The 22,337-nt window shown below is 38.4% G+C and carries 19 protein-coding genes; 13 read left to right on the top strand and 6 right to left on the bottom strand.

The features are described 5' to 3' along the window. Positions 1–171: 171 nt before the first annotated feature. The 5 genes from C7Y70_RS17945 (at position 172) to C7Y70_RS17925 (ending at position 3,767) form a co-directional block, all read left to right on the top strand. Positions 172–405, top strand: a complete 234-nt coding sequence (locus C7Y70_RS17945) for a hypothetical protein (protein WP_135476272.1) — start codon at positions 172–174, stop codon at positions 403–405. 252 nt (positions 406–657) lie between these two features. Continuing rightward, a complete protein-coding gene (locus C7Y70_RS17940) occupies positions 658–1,125 on the top strand; it encodes a GNAT family N-acetyltransferase (protein WP_135476270.1) in 468 nt (155 codons plus the stop codon). A 116-nt stretch (positions 1,126–1,241) separates the two neighbouring features. Further along, on the top strand, positions 1,242–1,436 hold the full coding sequence (locus C7Y70_RS17935) for a hypothetical protein (protein ID WP_099293713.1): 195 nt from the start codon (positions 1,242–1,244) through the stop codon (positions 1,434–1,436). Positions 1,437–1,486: 50 nt separating this feature from the next. Beyond that, the gene (locus C7Y70_RS17930) at positions 1,487–1,795 is read left to right on the top strand and encodes a hypothetical protein (RefSeq protein WP_135476268.1); all 309 of its coding nucleotides are present in this window, start codon (positions 1,487–1,489) and stop codon (positions 1,793–1,795) included. Between the two features lie 262 nt (positions 1,796–2,057). Next, the gene (locus C7Y70_RS17925) at positions 2,058–3,767 is read left to right on the top strand and encodes an amidohydrolase (protein ID WP_135476267.1); all 1,710 of its coding nucleotides are present in this window, start codon (positions 2,058–2,060) and stop codon (positions 3,765–3,767) included. Positions 3,768–3,852: 85 nt separating this feature from the next. On the opposite strand, the gene bktB is transcribed toward C7Y70_RS17925, so the two are convergent. The 4 genes from bktB to C7Y70_RS17905 form a co-directional block, all read right to left on the bottom strand. After that, positions 3,853–5,043, bottom strand: coding sequence for a beta-ketothiolase BktB (gene bktB / locus C7Y70_RS17920; RefSeq protein WP_135476265.1), 1,191 nt, complete (start codon positions 5,041–5,043; stop codon positions 3,853–3,855). Between the two features lie 228 nt (positions 5,044–5,271). Next, positions 5,272–6,729, bottom strand: coding sequence for an aerolysin family beta-barrel pore-forming toxin (locus tag C7Y70_RS17915; protein ID WP_135476263.1), 1,458 nt, complete (start codon positions 6,727–6,729; stop codon positions 5,272–5,274). 181 nt (positions 6,730–6,910) lie between these two features. Continuing rightward, positions 6,911–7,792 carry a LysR family transcriptional regulator gene (locus C7Y70_RS17910; protein WP_135476262.1) on the bottom strand — a complete coding sequence of 294 codons (882 nt, stop codon included), beginning with the start codon at positions 7,790–7,792 and terminating at the stop codon, positions 6,911–6,913. An 848-nt stretch (positions 7,793–8,640) separates the two neighbouring features. Next, positions 8,641–8,841 carry a hypothetical protein gene (locus tag C7Y70_RS17905; protein ID WP_099293725.1) on the bottom strand — a complete coding sequence of 67 codons (201 nt, stop codon included), beginning with the start codon at positions 8,839–8,841 and terminating at the stop codon, positions 8,641–8,643. A gap of 44 nt (positions 8,842–8,885) precedes the next feature. Between C7Y70_RS17905 and C7Y70_RS17900 the strand changes: the two genes are divergently transcribed. Then, positions 8,886–9,404, top strand: a complete 519-nt coding sequence (locus C7Y70_RS17900; protein ID WP_135476260.1) for a GNAT family N-acetyltransferase — start codon at positions 8,886–8,888, stop codon at positions 9,402–9,404. 422 nt (positions 9,405–9,826) lie between these two features. Here the strand turns inward: C7Y70_RS17900 and C7Y70_RS17895 are convergent, their stop codons facing one another. Beyond that, on the bottom strand, positions 9,827–11,038 hold the full coding sequence (locus C7Y70_RS17895; protein WP_135476258.1) for a porin: 1,212 nt from the start codon (positions 11,036–11,038) through the stop codon (positions 9,827–9,829). 431 nt (positions 11,039–11,469) lie between these two features. On the opposite strand from C7Y70_RS17895, the gene C7Y70_RS17890 reads away from it, so the two are divergent. The 6 genes from C7Y70_RS17890 to C7Y70_RS17865 all read left to right on the top strand — a co-directional run bounded on the left by C7Y70_RS17890 (position 11,470) and on the right by C7Y70_RS17865 (position 19,789). After that, positions 11,470–13,056 (top strand): ABC-F family ATPase, encoded by a 1,587-nt coding sequence (locus C7Y70_RS17890; RefSeq protein ID WP_099294355.1) that lies wholly within the window; start codon positions 11,470–11,472, stop codon positions 13,054–13,056. A gap of 155 nt (positions 13,057–13,211) precedes the next feature. Continuing rightward, positions 13,212–13,694, top strand: a complete 483-nt coding sequence (purE, locus tag C7Y70_RS17885) for a 5-(carboxyamino)imidazole ribonucleotide mutase (RefSeq protein WP_058558774.1) — start codon at positions 13,212–13,214, stop codon at positions 13,692–13,694. Position 13,695: 1 nt separating this feature from the next. Beyond that, entirely contained in the window at positions 13,696–14,844 is a 1,149-nt protein-coding gene (locus tag C7Y70_RS17880) for a 5-(carboxyamino)imidazole ribonucleotide synthase (protein WP_099293731.1), read from the top strand. 226 nt (positions 14,845–15,070) lie between these two features. Then, complete coding sequence (locus C7Y70_RS17875; RefSeq protein WP_135476256.1) at positions 15,071–16,003, top strand: putative sulfate exporter family transporter; 933 nt, start codon at positions 15,071–15,073, stop codon at positions 16,001–16,003. Beyond that, positions 16,004–17,176, top strand: a complete 1,173-nt coding sequence (locus tag C7Y70_RS17870) for an endonuclease/exonuclease/phosphatase family protein (RefSeq protein WP_135476254.1) — start codon at positions 16,004–16,006, stop codon at positions 17,174–17,176. Between the two features lie 120 nt (positions 17,177–17,296). After that, positions 17,297–19,789, top strand: a complete 2,493-nt coding sequence (locus C7Y70_RS17865; RefSeq protein WP_135476252.1) for a prolyl oligopeptidase family serine peptidase — start codon at positions 17,297–17,299, stop codon at positions 19,787–19,789. A 28-nt stretch (positions 19,790–19,817) separates the two neighbouring features. Here the strand turns inward: C7Y70_RS17865 and rrtA are convergent, their stop codons facing one another. Further along, complete coding sequence (gene rrtA / locus C7Y70_RS17860; protein ID WP_135476250.1) at positions 19,818–20,405, bottom strand: rhombosortase; 588 nt, start codon at positions 20,403–20,405, stop codon at positions 19,818–19,820. A gap of 87 nt (positions 20,406–20,492) precedes the next feature. On the opposite strand from rrtA, the gene ggt reads away from it, so the two are divergent. Next, a complete protein-coding gene (ggt, locus tag C7Y70_RS17855; RefSeq protein WP_135476248.1) occupies positions 20,493–22,274 on the top strand; it encodes a gamma-glutamyltransferase in 1,782 nt (593 codons plus the stop codon). Positions 22,275–22,337 lie beyond the last annotated feature (63 nt).

Below are 22,337 nucleotides of genomic sequence, written 5' to 3'. Positions count from 1 at the left end.
GTTTATTATCCATACAAGCAATTAAAGGAATCAAAGGGATCAAACTCTTGACTTCAGACATCAAGTTTATATACCAGCCCCATGATCGCTTTTAAAATGCTGGTGGCTCACTAGCTAATTAATCTCTAAGTTAAATTAAGGAAAAGAAAGTTTTTATGAAAGGCATTAATTATGAAAGACATTAAATGTATTTGGTTTTGGTTTACGCTAGTTGTGTGCCCATTGTTGATTATTTTAGGTGTAGCTACCTTTGCACAGTTATTAGGGCAATACATGTATTCTGAGCAATTTAGTTTTTCGTCGCTGTCTAGCTTTCAAATTGCATTTATTGGTGGTGGTGTTTGTGCTTTTTCTGTATTTTTAAGCACGTTAAAAGAGGTAAAAATATGCTTTTTTGCAAAATGAGGGGTTAATAGAAAAAAGGGGATCTTGTACCACTGCAAATAAGCCACTTAAACACTTGTGATACCTTCCAAAACGCCAATTCAAACAACAGCAAACCCTCTTTTTTATATTTTATGTAAATCGAAGTAACCGATTGAACCAAAATAGCAACTCGGCTATGGTTAATGCATCAATTAATATAAATTTAAAACGAGTTAATCTACAGGTTCGTTATATGCACTTCAGATTTATGAGTATTATTCAAAGGTTCGTATGGAAAATTTAGTTGTCATTAGGGAAGCGAAAAAAAGTGATCACCCATTTATTTTTGAACTTTCGCCTCATTTAGCTGAAGTTGCTCAGCTAGATTGGCATACTGACGAAGCTATTCAAAAAATGCAAAATGATTACATTTCTAAAATGCTTCAAGAAACAGCGAAACCAAACGTCACCTTTATCGCTGAGATCAATAATATTTCATTGGGTTTTATTCATGTACGAACACATGTGGATGGAATTTCAGGTGAAACTTGTGGAACTATACCGCTTCTTGCCGTATCACCAAAATCGCAAGGTTTGGGCTTAGGTAAACGTTTAATTGAACAGGGTGAAAAGTGGGCTAAAAACTTAGGCTGTAGGTTGTTACATCTAGAGGTCTTTGCAAATAATAAGAAAGCGGATAGCTTTTATCAAAATATAGGTTTTAAGCCTGAAACTGTTCATATGATAAAACCAATATAGAGTAATTTGCATATAATAAGCTGCTAACATGTAATAAAAACCATAATTGTTACGCTTAACAATGCCTTAGTTAGCTTTAAAAATGCTGGGCTCAATTCACACTCGGGAGTTATAAAATGTCATCAGATAAAAAAGACAAAACTAAATCAAATAAAGTTGGTGCTGGCATAGCGCTTGGTGTTGGTGTCGGCTTAGCTATTGGCGCTTCAATGGGTAATATTGGTGTAGGGTTGGCAGTTGGAATAGCGTTAGGTATTGCTTTTGGGGTTAGTATGCAAAAAAAAGAAGACTCTAAAAAAGATGACAAATAGATATCATGTTCAAGCTAATTAATAAGAGCGTTAGGTTTTGAAGGAAGATTATGGACATGAAATTTATTTGGATATTGTTACTATTTTTAAGTTTTAATGCACTTGCAAATAGTGACGCTAAGCCTATTAAACTGATTCAGAATAGGCTGGATTTCGTCGAGCAAATGGCTTTCGCAAGCAATTCAGATATAAAAGGCTCAAAAAAAGCAGCCAAAGATAATGCACTCACTTTGATTCTATTTGCTTTCTTTTGTACATGGTGGGCTAAATCAATCGGTAGAAGTGCATTAGGCTGGTTCCAGTATTTCAGTAATCGCTTTTTGTGCTTGGCAGGGTCGGGCAAACATCAGTTACTTTAAGAGCTACTCGCATAGAGCCGAACTTATCTAATATTACTTTAACTACATAGAGCGGGTATTTCTGTGCGTGAGATTTAAGTTTTACAACGATATTTACTTAGTTAAGGCTGAAACTTGTTTTATATAGTCATGAGAAGCTCCAGAGCAGATTAGTAAATTATGTGACACAATTTCAATATATTAATTATGGGTGTCACTTTATGTTTTTGTTTAAAACATCATGTGCTAAATTTAATACAGCTATATTTACAGGGAAGATAAAATGACAAAGCGATTACGTTTTTTATTACCATCAGTATTATTTTGTTTTGGAACAAGCGCGCTAGCAGCTGATCCGGTTATATATTACGGCGGAGATATTCTCACTATGGAAGGAGAAAAGCCGCATTATGAGGAAGCTTTAGTTGAGTCAGAAGGGCGGATTGTTTACCTTGGTAGCTTAGCGAAAGCCAGAGAAAAGTTTGACAATCTACAAAACAAAGACCTTCAAGGGAAAACACTTTTACCCGGTTTTTTGGATGCCCATAGCCATATGTACAATACGGGTTTAATTGCGCAATTGGCAAATTTATTACCCCCTCCCGATGGCCCCGGTGCAAATTTTAATAGTTTAGTGACAACAACCAAAAAGTGGATGGAGTCTGCTGAAGGGAAGTTCATTATCGGAAAATTTGGTTGGGTGTTAGCGAATGGGTATGACGATTCGCAGCTTAGCGAAAAACAACATCCAACTAAAGATGTTCTAGATAAAATTTCGTCTAAATACCCAGTGCTTATAATGCATCAATCGGGTCATCTAGCAAGTGTCAATTCAAAAGCTCTAGAAGTAGGTGGCTACACAAAGGATACTAAAGACCCTAAAGGCGGTGTAATTAGACGTTTGGCAGATAATAGTCCTAATGGCGTGCTTGAAGAAGCGGCTTTTTTTAATCTATTACTGCCTATTGTTGCCACTAAATCCGATGCTGAAGTACAACAGAGGTCCATTGAGCTTGCTCAGGTGGAGTATGCTAAAAATGGATATTTAACTGCTCAAGATGGCCGCACCACAGCGGATGCGACTTCGGCATTAGAAAGAGCAGCTCGTGATAAATCGTTATTCATTGATGTTGTTTCATACCCTGACATCGTCTGGAATAAGTCAGCTGTTAAGCCCGAATTTTATAAATCAGATCGCAGTTATGTTAATCGATACCGAATAGGGGGGGTTAAATTAACTTTAGATGGCTCACCACAAGGAAAAACAGCTTGGTTATCATCACATTATCATACGCCACCGGAGGGTAAACCGCTGGACTATAAAGGTTATCCTATCATGAGTGATGAGATAGCGATTAAACATATAAACACTGCGTTTAAAAACAAATGGCAGATTATTGCTCACACCAATGGTGATGCCGCGATTGATCAATATATTAAAGCTATTAAAGTGGCTAAAAAAAGTTATGGGTATGATGATCACCGTAGCGTGATGATTCACGGCCAGACTTTACGTAAAGATCAAATCCCGGATTTGGTCGATTTAGGGATCCTCCCGTCGTTGTTTCCTATGCACACTTTTTACTGGGGTGATTGGCATGTAGAGTCTGTTTTGGGGCACCCAAGGGCAGATTATATTTCGCCATCACGAGATGCAGTTGAAGCAGGCTTAACGATTACTTCTCACCATGATGCTCCTGTGACATTTCCAAACTCAATGCGAGTGCTCGATGCAACGGTTAATCGTATTACGCGATCGGGTAAAGTATTGGGGCCTGATCAACGTTTGACACCTTATGAAGGGTTAAAAACATTAACACAATGGGCTGCTATTCAATATTTTGAAGAAACGAGTAAAGGTACGCTCGCTGAGGGGAAGCTGGCGGATTTCGTCATTTTAAGTAACAACCCTTTAAAAGTGGATCCACTGACTATTAAGGATATAAAAATAGTACAAAGCATTAAAGAAGGGCATGTTGTATATTCAAATTGATATACCCAAACTATACGACGGCTTTGGTTGCCATCGTATGTAATACAGGCCTTATTTTGGTCAATCTACTATGAACATTGCAAGTTCAAAGTGCTTCAAAAATAGCCGCAATGCCCTGGCCGCCGCCAATGCACATAGTTACTAATCCATATTTACCGTTAGTTCGCTTAAGTTCATAAAGGCATTTTGTGGATAAGATAGCCCCGGTTGCTCCAACAGGGTGACCAAGTGCAATTGCGCCGCCATTCGGGTTTACCTTATGCGCAGGAAAGTGTAACTCATTAGCAACACACAGAGCTTGTACTGCAAATGCCTCGTTAGACTCAATCACATCTATATCGTCAAGTGTTAAACCCGTTTTTTCAAATACCTGCTGTACTGCAGGAATAGGGCCGATACCCATTAAACTAGGATCAACGCCCGCTCTTGCATAACCCACTAAACGAGCGAGCGGTTTTAAGCCTTGCTCATTGGCCTTTTGCTCTGACATAAGTACCAACATGGCTGCACCATCGTTTATACCTGATGAACTTGCTGCGGTAACAGTGCCACCTTTTTTAAAGTAGGGTTTTAAAGTTGCAAGCTTATCGGCTGTGGTATCGGCGCGAACATGTTCGTCGGTATCAAAAATGTGCGTCCCTTTCCGCGACTTGATTTCTATTGGCACAATCTGCTCTTTAAAATGACCTGCAGCAATGGCTTTTGCAGCTTTATGATGGCTGTTTGCTGCGTACTCGTCTTGTTGCTGACGGCTAATTGAAAATTTTTCTGCGATGTTTTCAGCAGTTATCCCCATTGGGTTATTATCCCATGGGTCTTGTAAGGTTATGGTGAGCTCATCAACCATTGTACTATTACCCATTTTTTGCCCCCAGCGATTACTTTCGAGGGTATAGGCAGAGCTACTCATGCTTTCAGCTCCGCCAGCAAGGGCTGCATCAACGTCACCTAATTGTATTTGTTGTGCGGCTTGTATGATTGCTTCAAGCCCTGAACCACATAAGCGATTAAGTGTTACAGCGTGGCTGCTTATAGGTAACCCAGCATCTAGTCCAATGACCCTTGATAGGTAAGCGTCTTTAGGGCCGTTATGAATAACTTTGCCTACCACACACGAACCTACTTGTTCAGGGGTAAGCTTAGACCGAGTTAGGGCTTCTTTTGCGCACAGTGTGCCAAGCTCCGCAGGGCTAAAGTCTTTAAGACTACCACCAAAGCTGCCAATGGCAGTTCGTACCGCACTTAATATTACAACGCTGTTTTTATTTTGTGTCATTGTTGTTCTCTTATTATGTTTATAACCACTTTATGCTGACATCTATCTAATAGACTAAAAAGTTATTTCTAGTAATGCATCAAAGCATAATATCTAAATTAACTAAAGGTGATGCTAGTTCAGCTTTTTGTTTTATCTTATAACATGATGAGTAAAGGAGGAGGTAGGCTATGAAACTTTGTGTTTTATTTTTGAAAAAGGGCTCTCATAATAAGAGCCCACGGGGATTTATAAATCAATCATTTCTATATTAACAACTACATTTTTAAAACCAGCATCTTCAAATTCTTTTTTCAACTTCTCAGCACTTGAGTACTCACTAGTTGAAACACTCCGTTTACTTCTTTGGTTAGTGACAAGAGGGGTTTCATCACCAAAATAAACGCTACCAGCAAATTGGCTTTGTGCATAAAAGTGGCCTGTTAGGGTTGTTTTTTTAGGCTTTAAAACATGGCTTAGATAGTATTGCATTGTTGATAAGCTTGTTTGTTCTATCATCCAAGGCCAATCCCATTTTTTATTCTCACCTGGTATATAGCGGTGTTCCCATTGATACTCAATGCTTTTATCCTGACCTGCCCAACGGCCAATTACAAAATTAGCTGTGTCGTTAGGTCTGTTTTCTGGGTGGCTTAATAAAGCATTTCCTCCCCAACGCATAAAGCCATTTATTGCAAGATCGTAGGTAATATCAGCATCGAATGAATAAGGATACGATATTGATGATTTAAACAAATCGACCTTTGTATTAAGCCTTGTAAATGCTGGTACATTGGTTCTTGCCTGTACAACAACACGTTCAGCTTCTGAGCCACCATTACTTGTCCCCCACGCTTGCTCTGCTGCTATGGTAACCGATAACGAAGTGTCTGATCCGCCAGTAACAGAAGGGGACTTCCATGTATTGGATAAGGTAACTGACTCAGAAATACTGTAGTCATTTGTTTTAGACCAGTTAGTAGCTGCATCGTATTCAATGGTAACGACTGACATTTGAGCTGCTGACGTGTCATTCACTGCAGGGACTGTTAACGTTTTAATTAGTTCTTTGTCGGCCGCAACAACATCACCTGTTATTTTATATGACTCGTTATCCATGACATATTCAAAATTAGATACAGTAATGGCTGATTTTTCATCACATCGATAACCCTCACAGCTGCCCCCATTGTAACCTTGTATTTTCCATCCAGAGCCCGCTTTAGATACCTCCATGTCATCACCCACATAATCTGAACGATTTCCTCCAACCCACGCAAAACCCATTGTGTGAGCAAGGTATGAAAGGGGTTTTATAAAATTCTCTTTTTGGTTTACTAAGTCCCATTCAATTTGGCTTTGACTGCCAGGCGCTACTTTTACTGGGCTTAATTTAGGGATCTCACTAATAGGATCGTTAGGGTAGCACCAAGAATTTGCAGCAGGCCCTTGTTTTATTTCACCTGCGTAGCCAGAGCCCATAATAACCCAGCCATCAGCTAATCCCGTTATTTGCCACTTACCCATTTTGTTAGTAAGTTCGTTTCTGTAGGTTTGCGCTTCAGCCTTTGTAATTAGTCTATTATCAGCTGAGCAAACTCCAGCACCTAAGCTTTCATTTTTAAGTTGATCTGGATAAATGGCAGTTGTATTAGCACTTATAATACTTGTGTGTGACAACAGCAAGAGGGGTATTATTTTTTTCATAAGTTATATCCTTTAAAATCATATTTAAATTAGGCCTAGTTAAATGTTCTAACCTTGGACAGATTTTGATTCTAAAGAACTGGCTAATTTTTTATAGAGACTTAAATGAAAGTTGATCTTTCAAAAATATCAGTTGCATAAGCATTACAAAACTAAAATAAAATCATAATTGGAGAGGTGTCTACATTTTGACCCCTTTGAGGGAGTATTCTAAAAAATCGATTAGGTAGCGTGTACTTTTTGGAATTAATTTATCAGGCCATATCAGGTTTACATCTCGCTTAATGGGTTTAAATTGCGTTAATACTTCAACCAAGCTTTCGTCTTTTATATGCGGTAGTAAACAATATTTTGGGCCATAATAAACACCTCTGCCTTCAATAGCAGCTAAGGCACACATTTCTATATCGTTAGAAATAAAATTGGGTTGAGGTTTAAAAATTACCTTTTCATTTTTATTTGCTTTAAACGACCAGTTTTCGAATGGCGAGCACGATATGTGGGGGAGTTTAGCTAAATCGTCAAAATTACTTGGTATGCCATATTGCTCAATTAAACTCGATGAGCAAGCTAAAACAAAGCTCATTTGGTTTATGACTTTACATATATTTTGAGAGCTATCTAGTTTTCCAATTCTGATTGCTAAATCAAACTCGGTGGCTTTTAAATCAAGCCGTTCATCCGATAGCATCATGTGAATCTTAATATTTGGATAAAGTAGTGTGAATTGATTTATAACGCCAGAAAAGTAGGCACTTTTTATAAAGTTTTGCGGCGCTATTAGTTTTATTTTACTAATTTTATTTTCACTAAAGTTTTTAAAGTTACATAGAGTACTTTGTAAACCTTCTACATGGGTTAGGCAGTGGCTATAAAAACTCTTACCAGGCTCTGTTAATCGCAAACTGCCTTTTTCACGATAAAACAGCGCTAACGATAATTCTTCTTCAAGCTTTTTAATTTTTCTTTGTAAAGTGGGTAAAGGAATATTTAACTTTACTGATGCTTCATTAAACGTTTTGTAATGATTTACACTTATAAAAAGCGCGATAATATCAAGCAAGGTAAATCTCCTGTGTAAATTTGAAATATTTATTTTATTTGGTACTTAAGTCTTATATGCTGTTGTAAAAACTAATTATTTGTTTAAAGTACTCATTAGTCCTATTTATGGCAACAAAAATTTTACATTTGCATTAAATCCGCTGTTCATTCGATTTACGAAAGAATATGCAGAACATAAATGTTAGTAACCAAACACTTTGTAGTTATGTATTTTGAGAATATAAAACCAATAGAAACAGTGATTAATATTAGAGTGAATAATTTATTGGGCACATATTTGGAGAGCTACTGCGATAAGTTAACTATTTGAAAAAAAATAAAGTAAAAAGTGCAGCATTACGTTAATAGATAAACTAATTAATAGCGTTTGTGACTTCTTTTTTTTGGTTTCATGGATTGAAATATTGTTTCTTTGTAAAGTGCCTATACATTGGTAGTATGGGTTATTATTGTTATTGGTATTTTACTGGGTTATTTATATGAATTAAGCTGACGCTTTGTAAAGTTCCAAGAAATGACTGATAAGCATTAGTTCAAATTATATTTTTAAAAATAAGGATGATAGGGATGAACGTATTTACTAAATGGCTGATTTTAGCCGTGCTAATAATTGCAGCTATTACATGTTATTCGTATGGAAGTACTTCTGGTTTGTTTATTTTTATTATAGCGGGTTTTGCCTTTGAAATGGCGTTTTGGTTTGGGGTTATCCCTAGCAAAAAGCAATCAAGATGATTTCTTTTTAGTTAAACGGTGTACATTTAATTTATAAGAAAAGGTAATATTAATTCAGTTAGGAAAAGCTTGATTTTTCCTAACTGAATTAATGAAACAAGACTAGCAAACTTATTTTTTAGTTTCTCTAGCAAGCTGATTAGGTAGCAATTGTTCAACAATTTCTCTAGCTGGTAAGGTGTATCTTACTCCATCAAACATTACAGAAGTAAACTCTTCAATGCTTGTTATGCCTGTTAGTGTCCAGCCTTCACCTCTTTTAGGGCAATAAACGGTTGTCGTTGGCTGAATCACTTTAAACTCTTCACTCATTACAATTACCTTTCTACTTGAAGACTTCGTATCTTAAGGTAATAATGGCTTTCTATAAAGTCTTTAATAATGCTTACATGTTAAACCCAATAAACTTAAAGCGGGTATCGCTTTGTTTGATAACACACAAACACACGGCTTCTTTACTTACTGTTTTAAATGAGCCGGAAGTAGCACAATTTAATGATTACGAATTACCTTTAAGTAGGGAAGACGTAAAGCAAATGGTTCAAAATGATATTGCTAGATATTATGATAAACAAGGTGTTCGTCTAGCCGTTATCAATAATGAAGATCGATTGTTAATGGGAAGTGTAGGTTTTTACGATGTACTAGACACAAGTGTGTGGCTGGGTTTTGAGTTATCAACTCGCTATTGGTCTTTTGGCTACATGTACGAAGTGCTTAGTTATTTAATTACAGCCAAACACATTGAAACGTTGTTGGATAAAAAAATTACTTCAATCTATGCTCGCGTTGATTTGCATAACAAGCGTTCGATGAAACTACTTTCTAGTATCGGTTTTGTTCAAGAACAAGATAATATTTGGGCTTATAACTAATTAATAAAAGAACACATCATACATTGATTTATAAACGTAGCTCAGCAATAGGAGAGCTTCTTAACGAATAAAGTAATTCAAGAGTAGAGGGGCGTGTAGTGTTTTTATCATAACAACAAATCTGTATGAATAAATGGTAGCTATATTTTATATGCCCAAACCACCTCAAGGGGAGAAGGTCGTTGAAATTAAAAGCGATTTAAGTAGGTCATTGATTGCAAGTAATAGTCGTTCAATTATTATAATCAATAACGCAGTATAAACCGCTTTTAAACCAATCAATTAGGCGCCTCGCAGTCACTTAATCTTATCGTTGGTTACGTCTTAAAACGGATTGCCATAGTTGCAAAGTAATGCCTTGATTAAAGCCACTATAAAACGCTAAATTCTGCACTTTGAGGTGGCTTGGGTATGAGTTGGTTTTATAAAGTGTAGTTAAAACCAATGGCAATCCCGTCATCTTCTGATAGAGCCATTTGTTTTTCTTGCTCACTGTCATCACTTGAGAAATCACTGAAATCTTTTCGTGCTTCTATATACACAATGGTGTCTTCAGTAAATAGGTAATGAATCCCTAAGACAGCAAACTGGCGTTTAAATGTGTCGTTGGGATCAGCATTAAAATTAGGTTGAATCACATAATCGTCACCAGCATCAAACACGTTATAAGCTAAAAATGTTCGTATATTGTTATCGTATCTATAAGAGACCATTGACTCTAAACCCACAGCGTCTTTAATTAATCGGCCTAGGTTATCTGTATCGTGATTTTTATTTTTATTGATATTTGCTGCAACATAGAGGCCTTTATTAGCAAAGTTGCCATAGGTTACACCAACGCCGTAAATTAAATCTTCAACTGTTTGAGTATTACCATCTTTTGCGTACACAATCTCAAATTCACCCCGGTTCATGCCTGCTGTTAGGCTTAGTTTATTTGTTAATGCATAAGTTAAGGCTGCACCATAAGTTGAGTTGTATTCTACTTGTTGCGCAACACTGCTGTTATTGTTAAAAAGCGTTTCACATTCTGACTCAGAGATGGCTTCTATATCGCATGTATAAAAATCATTATTTTTAAATTGGACTTGCGCTGCAATACTTAAATCACCGTAGCTATTTCTGTACTGCAGTAGTTTATCACCGCGGCCCGTGCCATTGATTGCACCGTCATCTTTATTGTAAGTGTAGACACCTGCGGCATTACCGTCCCATACTAAGCTGTAATTAGTACTGTAAACAACATCATACCAAGCACCCCATTGTTTGCCGATCGTCAATTGACCATACTTATCATGAACAATGCCCACATAACCTAATCGGTTATATAGAAATTCATCCTGTATAGACTCAAAGCGGTTATTATAAATAATGTCACTACTGCCTACGGGGTTTACACCCCATTCAAGCACGGCAATTGCTTTCAATTCGTCTTGGATTTGCCTACTAAAGTCAAAATTTATGCGAGATGCGCCATTTACGATTTCCGTCTGCCCTTGAGTATTTATTACTCTGGCATCAATAAATCCTCCTACAGTAAATTTGTTAGTAGAGTCATTGTATATTTCTAGCGCATTGACACTGCTTGAACCTAGTATTGCTATAGTTATAAGTGACGATAGTCCTTTTTTCATTGAGTGACCTTTTTTTAAATGTGTGTGTTGTCATAAGGGGCGAAAGCGTAACAAAGGTACAAAGTTCGTAAAGTGAAAAAAAATCATCAAAAATACATAGAGGAAATAAACAATATTAAGGCCAAATTAATAATTTAATTGTTATACGCTCTATTTAGTTTTTTAAAGCCGTTAGGTGCTTGTTTTTTATCTTGGGCTGAGCTTTCTCTTTACGAAATAACACAGTATTAGCTATCTACTCAGCAGGTAACAAATGTCTAATTAACGATTAGTATTAAGAAATTTTAATGCGTGCATGCCTAAACACTCTTTTATGCGGATTATTAGCATTTTGATAAGTTTACTTAACCAATAATTCATAGAAAAAACACTGCTTTTGGTTTAAACTCCCGCCAATTAAATTTCTTGAATTCCCCTTGGAGGGTAGCGCTATTATTAGTACAGCTAACATCACCATGCAATTTGGTGCTAAACCATTATTTGAAAACATTTCTGCAAAATTCGGCGAAGGTAACCGTTACGGTTTAATCGGCGCGAATGGCTGTGGTAAATCAACTTTTATGAAGATCTTAAGTGGTGAACTTGAGCCTTCTTCTGGTAATGTTAGTACTGATCCTAATGAACGAGTTGCAAAACTTAACCAAGACCAGTTTGCTTATGAAGAATACTCAGTTGTTGATACTGTGATCATGGGCCATAAAGAGCTATGGGAAATCAAACAAGAACGCGACCGTATCTATAGCTTGCCTGAAATGAGTGAAGAAGACGGTATGCGTGTTGCCGATCTTGAAACTGAATTTGCCGAAATGGATGGTTATTCAGCTGAATCAAAAGCGGGTGAGTTGTTAATGGGTGTAGGTATTGATACTGCCCAGCATTATGGCCCTATGTCTGAAATTGCACCGGGTTTTAAACTACGTGTTTTGCTAGCCCAAGTTTTATTTTCAGATCCAGATATTATGTTGCTTGATGAGCCTACCAATAACTTGGATATTTACACCATTAAATGGCTTGAAGATGTATTGAATCAACGTGATTGCACCATGATCATTATTTCCCATGACCGCCACTTTTTAAACTCTGTATGTACCCACATGGCCGATATAGACTACGGTGAATTACGTCTTTACCCAGGTAATTATGACGAGTATATGTTTGCAGCCGAGCAAGCACGTGAACGCCTATTAAGTGAAAATGCGAAGAAGAAAAGTCAAATAGCTGAACTGCAACAATTTGTATCACGTTTCTCAGCAAACGCATCAAAAGCGAAACAAGCAACGTCGCGCGCTAAGCAAATTGATAAAATACAATTGGATGAGGTTAAAGCATCTTCTCGTCAAACACCGTTTATCCGTTTTGAGCAAGAAAAACAACTATTCCGTAATGCACTTGAGCTTAACAATGTAGGCCAAGGCTTTGAAGAAATGCTATTCACTGGGCTTGAAGGGCTCGTTGAAGTAGGTGAGCGTATTGCTATTATCGGTGAGAATGGTGTCGGTAAAACAACACTATTAAACACACTAGCAGGGCGTCTTGCACCTAAACAAGGTGAATTCAAGTGGTCTGAAAATGCAAATATCGGCTACTACGCACAAGATCACGCCGATGAGTTTGAGCAAGACATGAACTTATTCCAATGGATGGAGCAATGGCAACAAGAAGGCGATGACGAGCAAGTAGTTCGCAGCTTTTTAGGACGTATGTTGTTCTCGCAAAATGATATTAAAAAATCCGTTAAAGTTATATCGGGTGGTGAGCAAGGTCGTATGTTGTTTGGTAAGATCATGATGCATAAGCCAAACATATTACTTATGGATGAACCAACTAACCACATGGATATGGAATCTATTGAGGCACTTAACTTAGCACTTGAGGCGTACGAAGGTACCTTGCTGTTTGTATCACATGACCGTCAATTTGTATCTTCACTTGCAACACGTATTTGGGAAGTCAAAGGCTCTGAGATTATTGATTTTAGAGGCACTTATTCAGAGTACCTTGCAAGCAAAGAAGCGTAAAAGCGCGTTTTTGTAGAAATTTTAAAGCCATGCATGTCATGGCTTTTTTATTGGCTGTTTTTCGCGATTTTATCTTTAATACGTGTATAATAGCCGCCTTCAAATAAGGACAAAAGTCCGCTATTGGTTCGAAATTAGTTTACTGAGGAGTATTTATGACTGTTGGCATTATTATGGGTTCCAAATCAGATTGGCCAACTATGGAACACGCAGCAATTATGCTTGATAAATTTGGCATTGCGTACGAAACTAAAGTTGTTTCAGCACACAGAACTCCTCAATTACTTGCTGACTATGCAAGTTCGGCAAGCGACCGTGGTATTAAAGTAATTATAGCGGGTGCCGGTGGTGCAGCACATTTACCAGGTATGGCTGCTGCTTTTACATCATTACCCGTACTGGGTGTGCCTGTTAAATCAAAAACATTAAATGGTGTTGATTCTCTGCTTTCAATTTGCCAAATGCCTAAAGGTGTTGCGGTAGGTACATTAGCAATCGGTGATGCTGGCGCTGCAAATGCAGGTTTACTAGCAGCGCAAATTTTAGGTTGCCAACAACCTGAGATCTTTGCAAAGGTTGAAGCTTTCCGTAAAGAACAAACAGAGACTATTTTAGCTAACCCAAATCCAGCAGAGTAAGATGAATATATTAATATTAGGTGCCGGACAATTAGCTCGTATGATGAGTTTAGCGGGTGCACCGCTTAATTTAAATGTTGTTGCTTATGATGTAGGTAGCAAAAAAATTGTGCACCCTTTAACTAATGAAGTTTACGATACAACGTTAGAACAAACGATAGCTCAGGTTGATGCGATAACAGCTGAGTTTGAACATATTCCTGACGATGTGCTTACATTGTGCTGTGCAAGCAATAAATTTTACCCGGGTAAAGCTGCTATTAAAACTGGTGGCGACCGAGCTATTGAAAAAGCATTGCTTAGTAAAACTGATGTAGCGTGTGCGCCGTATAAGCTGATCACTGAAAAAGCACACCTTGTTGAAGCTGTAACAATGCTAGGAAAGCCATTGGTCATCAAAACATGTCAAGCAGGTTATGATGGTAAAGGGCAGTGGCGATTAAAATCAGACGAACAGATTGATCAAATTTGGTCAGAAATGGCTGATTTTATTGCATCAGGTTCTGAGCATTCACCGCATACAATTATAGCTGAAAAAATGATCCCGTTTGATCGCGAAGTATCTATCATTGGTGCCCGTGATAAAAGCGGTAAAACGGCCATTTATCCGTTAACTGAAAACCAACATACTAATGGTGTTCTTACGCTTTCTATCGCTGGTAAAGAGAAGTCAACCATTCAAAAGCAAGCGGAAGACGCATTTAACAAAATTGCGAATGAACTTGATTATGTTGGTGTGCTAGCCATTGAGTTTTTTGATGTTGATGGTCAGTTATTAGTTAACGAATTAGCGCCTCGCGTGCATAATTCGGGACATTGGACTCAGCAAGGCACCCATTGTTCACAATTTGAGAATCACATGCGTGCGGTTGCAGGGTTGCCACTTGGTAACACTAAGCTTAAGCAAATAAGTGCGATGATTAATGTTCTGGGCCAATCAAGTATTCCAGCATCCGTTTTAAATATTGCTGATGTGACAAGCCATTGGTACGGTAAAACAGCTAAACCAGGACGTAAAATGGGGCATATTAATGTCTCAGCATCTAGCTTGCATGAGTTAGGCGAACGTCTTGCTGAATTAGCCGAAATTCTCCCAGAGAGCGATTACCCTGGTATCATTGAAACCAGTGCAGCATTGATTTTAAATTAATCTATTCAAGCCGAGTTTATCTCGGCTATTTTCTACTTTGTTATCCTAAGAATACCCGTATTTAATCTTCAAAATTGCAATTTTGCCCCGAAATCTGCATGACTTTCATCCTTTTTTAGTCTAATCGTACGCACATGACCGCATTTTCTTTTTTTAATGAAAACTTTATGTCACTCTTAAATGCAGTAGCACGAATAAATTAAATATCGCTGTATTTTGGAACACTATGCCCGTTAAAAGTAATTTAATTAAACTTAGCTATCTTATTCTAGTCGGGTTATGTATTACCCCTTTAATAGGGCCTGGTGTTGCCTTAGTAATTGGTGCTGCATTTGCCATAATATTCGGCAACCCGTATGCGGAATTTTCGCAATCAGCGAGTAAATGGTTACTCAAAGCTGCCGTGATTGGTCTTGGGTTTGCTGTTGATTTTAATCAAGTTATAGAGGTTGGGCGTAGCTCTATAGTTTTAACCATTGTCAGTATTACTGCGATCATTGGTTTGGGTGAAATACTCACTCAGGTATTTAAGTTAAGCCGTAATACAGGGGTGCTAATTTCATTTGGTACAGCCATTTGTGGCGGCAGTGCAATCGCGGCAATGGCACCCGTAATAAAAGCAAAGGATCATGAAGTGGCCGTTGCCTTAGGGGTCGTGTTTTTACTTAATGGTGTGGGTTTATTATTGTTTCCAACGATCGGTCATTATTTAAATTTAAGTCAAGAGCAGTTTGGCTTATGGGCAGCACTTGCTATTCATGATACCAGTAGCGTTGTGGGAGCATCAGCTACGTATGGTGCCGTTGCATTAAGTATTGCTACCACCGTTAAACTAACACGGGCAATGTGGATTATTCCCTATACAACTATGGCAGGTGTATTCTGGCGTTCTGAGGAAAAAGCCAGTATTCCTTTATTTATAGTTGGGTTTTTAGCTGCTGCACTTATCAATACATACCTACCAGATTATTCATCGATTTGGTCCACATTAAATAGTGTTGCCAAACAAGTATTAGTAGTGACCTTGTTTCTTATTGGAAGTGGCTTGTCCTTATCTGTATTAAGACAGGCAGGCGTTAAACCTTTTATAATGGCCACGGTATTATGGATTATCGTGAGTGGGGTTATTTTGTTATTAATTTTAGATGGGTTTATTTAAATGAAACTTAATAGAGTTGTAATGGCGTTAGCGGCCTCTTCAATGATAGTGGGCTACACAAATAGCGCAGATGCTGCTACACCAATACGGGTTGCAACATTTAATGTAAGTATGGACGCAACAAATTACACACCAAGGGGTAAACAAATAAACCCCGATGCGCTGGTCAATGCATTGCAAAACGAACATCAACAAATAAAGAATATCGCTGAAATTATTCAGCGTATTAGACCTGATATTTTGCTATTAAATGAATTTGACTATGTTGATAAAGCAAAAGGCATTGAGTACTTTAAAAAGCACTACTTACAAGTCAGCCAAAACAAGCAGCCTGCGATTAATTACCCTTATATATACATAGCACCTGTAAACACGGGGTTGGCATCACCCTTTGATTTTGATAACGATGGTAAGGCAAAGGGTGTCCAAGGAGATGCGTATGGTTTTGGCTTTTTCGAAGGGCACTATGGCATGGCATTGCTTTCGCGATACCCCATTGATTTTGATAAAGCGCGCACTCTGCAAACGTTTAAATACAAAGATATGCCTAATGCTCAAATGCCTATAGACCCTAAAACGGGTGAAAACTGGTATAACGAACAAGAGTGGCAAGCGATGCGACTGAGTTCTAAATCATTTTGGGACTTACCGATTACAGTTAAAGGTAAAACAGTTCACTTACTTGCGTCTCACCCAACCCCTCCTGTTTTTGATGGTGACGAAGACCGAAACGGGAAACGAAATCATGATGAAGTTAGGCTTATCAAAGATTATGTTGAGAATGCAGCTTACATTTATGACGATAAAGGGAATAAAGGAGGTCTTAAACCAAACTCTCGATTTGTGATCCTTGGTGATTTAAACGCAGCACCAGAGGGAGATAAAAAACGTCCAATAACAACCAATCAATTACTGGATAATCCACTCATAAATAGTCGCTTTACGCCTGTCAGTAAGGGCGCTGCAAGTAGTTTTTCTGAACGTTTTGCGGCTTCATACACTGCATATTGGGCTGCAAGGGCAGACTATGTGCTCCCTTCAGAATATGGTTTAAGTGTTGAAGGTGGTGGCGTATTTTGGCCAACTAAGAATAGTGAGTTGTACCGATTAATTAAAGATAGAAATGCATCTTCAGATCATCGAATGGTGTGGTTAGATCTTATTGTAAAATAGTACTCATAATTAGAAATGTTTAATCTAGCTGTAAAGTTTGTCTGTTTATCTTAAAAAATTGCAATCAATAGGGGGCTTCTGCTTAAATTAGGGTAATTATAATAATCCTCAAGAAGCACCATGATTGTAAAAACAGCAAATAAAACGTTAATCGCGTTGGCAATTGCATCAAGCTTTATGCTTAGCGGTTGTCAAACGACGGCCTCTACACCATCAGCACCAGCCTCTAAATCGCCTGTGGTAAGTGTTGTAGCAACACCCAGTGATACAGGTACAAGCCAAATAACACTAGAGCAAGCCATGGCGCATCCGGATTGGTTAGGTCGCCAGCCAGAGCGTGCTTTTTGGGCCGCGGATTCAAAAAATATTGTCTTTGCTCAAAAGCAACAAGGCAATACGTTACGCGATTTATACACCCAAGCGATTAACGCTCAACAAGCTAGCCAAGTTGCGCTTTCTCAATTGCATTCATTAGGTGCTAAAAATGCAGTGTACTCTGCTGATAAATCACTGCAAAGCTATGTTTTTGAAGGTAATATCTTCGTAAAAAATGTTAAGTCAGATGTTATTACTCAGATCACCCATGATAGTGCTAGGCAATCTAACCCTCAGTTTTTAACTGACGGGTCACTTGCATTTCGTCAAGCTAATGCTTTTTTTAAGGTTGATTTAACGACAGGTAAACGTGTTGAGCTTGTTAATCTGCACCTTTCAGATAAACCATCTGGCGTTAAAGAGCCAAGTACTTACATAGCCAAAGAGCAACATAAACTTATTGACTATATAGCGTTAACGCATAAAAACAAACTTGATAAACAAACACGCAAAGAGCAGTTGAATAAGCAAAATGCAAGTATTGCTAATTCACAGTTTTATTTAGGTAAAGGCAACCGTATTGCTGATGTGCAACTGTCACCCAATGGTAAAGCATTGATTGCCGTTGTGACTGAAGACCGTGCATGGCGTGAAGACGCAGATATCATGCCTAATTACATTACAGATAACGCGGGTGTAAAAGCTGAAAAAGTGCGCCGCCGAGTTGCTGATTCTAAACCGCAAACATCTGAAGTGATTTATATTGATTTAGCAACGCAAACTCAAAACACGCTAGCTTTTGATACGTTACCAGGCTTTGATGAAGACGTACTTGCAGCTGTAAAAGAAGAAAACTACGCGCGTGATGGTAAAACATACGAGTCGAAAAAAGAACCTCGTGCAATTAATCTAATCATGGACTGGGGCTGGTCGCAAAGTGCAATAGAATGGAACCACAATGGTTCTCAAGTAGCCATCATGCTTGAAGCGTGGGATAACAAAGACCGCTGGATTGCATCAGTTGATTTTGAAAACAATGAACTTGTTTCTCAGCATCGTTTACATGATGATGCATGGGTTAACTACACCTACAATGATTTTGGCTGGTTAAATAACTTAGACACGCTTTATTATCTTTCAGAAGAATCTGGTTACAGCCACATTTATAAAAAACCATTAAATGGTAAAGCAACCCAACTTACCAAGGGTCAGTTTGTTGTCTCTAACTTAACACTTACCGCTGATAACAGTGCTATTTACTATAAGGCAAACGTTGAGCATCCGGGTCTTTATGAAATTTATCGCGTTGATCCTCAAACAGCACAATCAGAGCAGATCACTGACCTAGATGGCATGACGGATTATCAACTTAGTCCTGATGAATCAAAGCTTTTATTAACTCACTCTAAGATTATGGCGCCGCCGGAACTGTTTGTAGCAGACGCCACTGCAAATGCTAACGCAACACAGCTGACCAATACAGTGTCTGATGAGTTTTTAGCAAAACAATTAATTGCACCTAAGATTGTCGCGGTTCCTTCGAGCCACACTGAGCAACCAATTTACGCTAAAGTATATTACCCTGCTGATTACGTTGAAGGCGAGAGTGGGAAAAATCGTAAAGCCGTTATATTCAATCACGGAGCTGGTTATTTACAGAATTCTCATATGGGTTGGTCTGGATACTTCCGCGAGTTTATGTTCCATTCACTATTAGCTTCTGAAGGTTATGTTGTAATGGACATGGATTATCGCGCCTCAAAAGGCTATGGACGTGACTGGCGTACAGCGATTTATCGCCAAATGGGGACTCCAGAGACACAAGATTTAGTAGATGGTGTTAGCTGGATGGCTAAAAATGCCAATGTTGATACCGGTGCAGTGGGCACTTATGGTGGCTCGTACGGCGGTTTTATGACATTTATGGCATTATTTACAGAGCCTGATTTATTTCAATCTGGTGCTGCACTTCGTCCTGTAACTGATTGGGCACATTACAACGCGCCTTACACGTCTAATATCTTAAACCACCCAGATGTCGATCCTATTGCGTATGAAAGAAGTTCACCAATTTACTTTGCTGAAGGGTTAAAGAATCACTTGTTGATCAATGCACCTATGGTTGATGATAACGTGTTTTTCCAAGATTCAGTTCGTTTGGTACAGCGCCTGATTGAGCTTGAGAAAGAAAACTTTGAAACGGCTATTTTCCCTGTTGAACCGCATGGCTTTGTTCAGCCTTCAAGCTGGTTAGATGAATATCGTCGAATTTATAAGTTGTTTAAAGAAACACTTTAGTTTCTTAAGAAATAAAAAAACGCCAAACTTAGTTTGGCGTTTTTTTTAACATTTTAATAATCAGCGGGATAGCTAAAAAAATTCCCCCAACGGCACCAATTAAATGCGCATCTATAGCCACTTTAGAGGCAATTAATTGTCCAACTTGTTCACTTGGACCTGCGTATTGCTCATGCGCTATTTTTAGCCAAATACCCACAAATAACAGGCTGCCCGTTTTCATTCCAACGCAAATATCTTTTATTGCTCCCCATACTATAACTCCATGCAGTAATGCACTTAGTCCTGTGTATATGTATATATCAGGGCAAAATATATAAATGCCTAAACCACACCATATTGCCAGTATTAAAGTATGAATAGCATACGTTTTAGGGGTTGTGTGCTCTGCGTGGAGTAACCAAATAAGTAAAATACCGACACAGTTCAAAGTTAAATGAGCCAGGTTAGCATGGATATACTGACTTGTTACTAATCGCCATAGTTGGCCTTTATCAATTAACTCACGGTTAAATTCGAGTAAACCATTTAAATCTAACAGTGCGAGTAACGTACTAAATGCCATTAAGCAAAGCGGGGGGATAATGTAACGGGGTTGAATAGGTAAATTGAGCATTTTATTCTTATTTTTACAGCATTCTTTTGCATATTGTGCCCGTTTAATTTTAAGATGCCAATTATCTAGGTGTAATAAAGCTATTTTATGTTATTTAAGTTTTCAAAATCAGCCATTTTGGCTGCAAGCGTTTTAATTCCTACCTTAGCCAACAGTGCAACAGAGCGTGAAACACGTGAGCCTGAAGCGGCAACAGGCCACTATGCAAAACAACAGGTCTCAGGTGAGCAGTTCATGGTGGCTGCAGCTAATCCATATGCCGTAAAAGCAGGTCAATCAATATTAGCGAAAGGCGGTAGTGCGGTAGATGCCGCAATCGCAACACAATTAGTTTTAACCTTGGTCGAGCCGCAATCCTCTGGTATTGGTGGGGGGACATTTATGATGTATTTTGACCACAAAACAAATACATTAACAAGTTTTGATGGCCGTGAAACAGCACCAGAAAATGCAGATGAGACACTTTTTTTAGATAAACATGGTAAGGCGGTTAAATGGATTGAAGCAGTCGTTGGTGGGCGATCAGTGGGCGTACCTGGTGTGCTTCATGCTTTTGCTAACGCTCATGAACAATACGGTAAGCTTCCTTGGTCAGAACTGTTTAAACCAGCTATTCAACTAGCAGAGCAAGGTTTTGAAGTATCACCAAGATTACATAAACTCTTAGCCAAGCGTTTTAATCCTGGCGTCACTGAGCTTGATGTTATTCGTGATTACTTTTTTATTAATGATGAACCCCTTGCAATTGGTACTATTAAAAAGAATCAGCCTCTGGCCGATATCTATAAAGCTATTGCGGCCAATGGTATTGATGCATTTTATAAAGGTGATAATGCTAAGCAAATGGTGAAAGCGGTTCAAACTAGTAAAATAGCACCCGGTACTTTATCAATAAATGATTTGAAAAATTACAAAAGTGTTCAGCGGGATGCAGTATGTGCGCCTTATCATGAGTATACAGTTTGTTCGATGGCTCCACCTAGCAGTGGTGGGGTTGCTGTAATTCAAATACTGGCTTTATTAGAAGATAAAAACCTAGCGCAGTATGAGCCAAATTCAGAACAATCAATTCATTATTTTACGCAAGCATCACGCTTGGCATTTGCTGACCGTAATGTGTACATGGGCGACCCAGACTTTGCATATATTCCTACTCAAGAACTCCTTAAGGCAGACTATATAAGGCAACGCAGTGCACTCATCACTGAAAAAGACACGCCAGCGGTTGCTGGAGAGCCTGTGGAAAAGTTAGCTTATGCGCAAGACGATGCCTATGAATTGCCTTCAACTACACATGTGTCAATTGTAGATAGCGCAGGCAATGCGGTTTCAATGACCAGTTCAATTGAAATGGCATTTGGCTCAACGGTTATGGTTAACGGCTATATTTTAAACAACCAACTCACCGATTTTGCGTTATCGCCCAAAAAAGATGGCAAATTACTAGCCAATCGAGTTGAAGCAGGAAAACGCCCGCGCAGCTCTATGTCTCCAGTTATGGTGTTTAACAAAGATGGAAGTTTGCGTTTAGTGGTGGGGTCCCCTGGTGGTAGCCGTATTATTAACTATGTTGCGCATGTGCTTGTTGGTGTTTTAGATTGGAATTTAACTGCTCAAGAAGCCATTAATCTTGGGCGTGTAACAAACCGTAATCGTTATACGACCTTAGAAAAAAATATGCCTATAGAAAAGCTCGAAGCATCACTTACTAAGCGTGGACATACTGTTCATATAAGAGACTTGAACTCGGGTTTACACGCAGTTGAACTAATAAATGGTGCTTTATATGGTGCAGCCGATCCTCGCCGGGAAGGTATTGCGTTAGGGGATAAAGATATTGCAATTAAAGCATCTAAATCTGACGAATAACCCTTAATCGTATTCTTGAGATAATGTACAATATACTATGCCCAAACCAACTCAAGATGCGAG

Origin of the sequence: Pseudoalteromonas sp. KS88 (assembly GCF_004766475.1) — a bacterium.
GTDB lineage: Bacteria > Pseudomonadota > Gammaproteobacteria > Enterobacterales > Alteromonadaceae > Pseudoalteromonas.
Note: the sequence above shows the minus strand (reverse complement) of the source record. Positions and strands in the feature narration are given on the sequence as shown.

Excerpts from the sequence above, each read along its gene's own strand:
- C7Y70_RS17905 (WP_099293725.1), bottom strand. The coding sequence starts at position 8,841 with ATGAGTGAAGAGTTTAAAGTGATTCAGCCAACGACAACCGTTTATTGC.
- C7Y70_RS17930 (WP_135476268.1), top strand. The coding sequence starts at position 1,487 with ATGGACATGAAATTTATTTGGATATTGTTACTATTTTTAAGTTTTAAT.
- C7Y70_RS17865 (WP_135476252.1), top strand. The coding sequence starts at position 17,297 with ATGATTGTAAAAACAGCAAATAAAACGTTAATCGCGTTGGCAATTGCA.
- rrtA (WP_135476250.1), bottom strand. The coding sequence starts at position 20,405 with ATGCTCAATTTACCTATTCAACCCCGTTACATTATCCCCCCGCTTTGC.
- C7Y70_RS17945 (WP_135476272.1), top strand. The coding sequence starts at position 172 with ATGAAAGACATTAAATGTATTTGGTTTTGGTTTACGCTAGTTGTGTGC.
- C7Y70_RS17880 (WP_099293731.1), top strand. The coding sequence starts at position 13,696 with ATGAATATATTAATATTAGGTGCCGGACAATTAGCTCGTATGATGAGT.
- C7Y70_RS17935 (WP_099293713.1), top strand. The coding sequence starts at position 1,242 with ATGTCATCAGATAAAAAAGACAAAACTAAATCAAATAAAGTTGGTGCT.
- ggt (WP_135476248.1), top strand. The coding sequence starts at position 20,493 with ATGTTATTTAAGTTTTCAAAATCAGCCATTTTGGCTGCAAGCGTTTTA.
- C7Y70_RS17870 (WP_135476254.1), top strand. The coding sequence starts at position 16,004 with ATGAAACTTAATAGAGTTGTAATGGCGTTAGCGGCCTCTTCAATGATA.
- C7Y70_RS17895 (WP_135476258.1), bottom strand. The coding sequence starts at position 11,038 with ATGAAAAAAGGACTATCGTCACTTATAACTATAGCAATACTAGGTTCA.
- C7Y70_RS17925 (WP_135476267.1), top strand. The coding sequence starts at position 2,058 with ATGACAAAGCGATTACGTTTTTTATTACCATCAGTATTATTTTGTTTT.
- C7Y70_RS17900 (WP_135476260.1), top strand. The coding sequence starts at position 8,886 with ATGGCTTTCTATAAAGTCTTTAATAATGCTTACATGTTAAACCCAATA.
- bktB (WP_135476265.1), bottom strand. The coding sequence starts at position 5,043 with ATGACACAAAATAAAAACAGCGTTGTAATATTAAGTGCGGTACGAACT.
- C7Y70_RS17915 (WP_135476263.1), bottom strand. The coding sequence starts at position 6,729 with ATGAAAAAAATAATACCCCTCTTGCTGTTGTCACACACAAGTATTATA.
- purE (WP_058558774.1), top strand. The coding sequence starts at position 13,212 with ATGACTGTTGGCATTATTATGGGTTCCAAATCAGATTGGCCAACTATG.
- C7Y70_RS17875 (WP_135476256.1), top strand. The coding sequence starts at position 15,071 with ATGCCCGTTAAAAGTAATTTAATTAAACTTAGCTATCTTATTCTAGTC.
- C7Y70_RS17940 (WP_135476270.1), top strand. The coding sequence starts at position 658 with ATGGAAAATTTAGTTGTCATTAGGGAAGCGAAAAAAAGTGATCACCCA.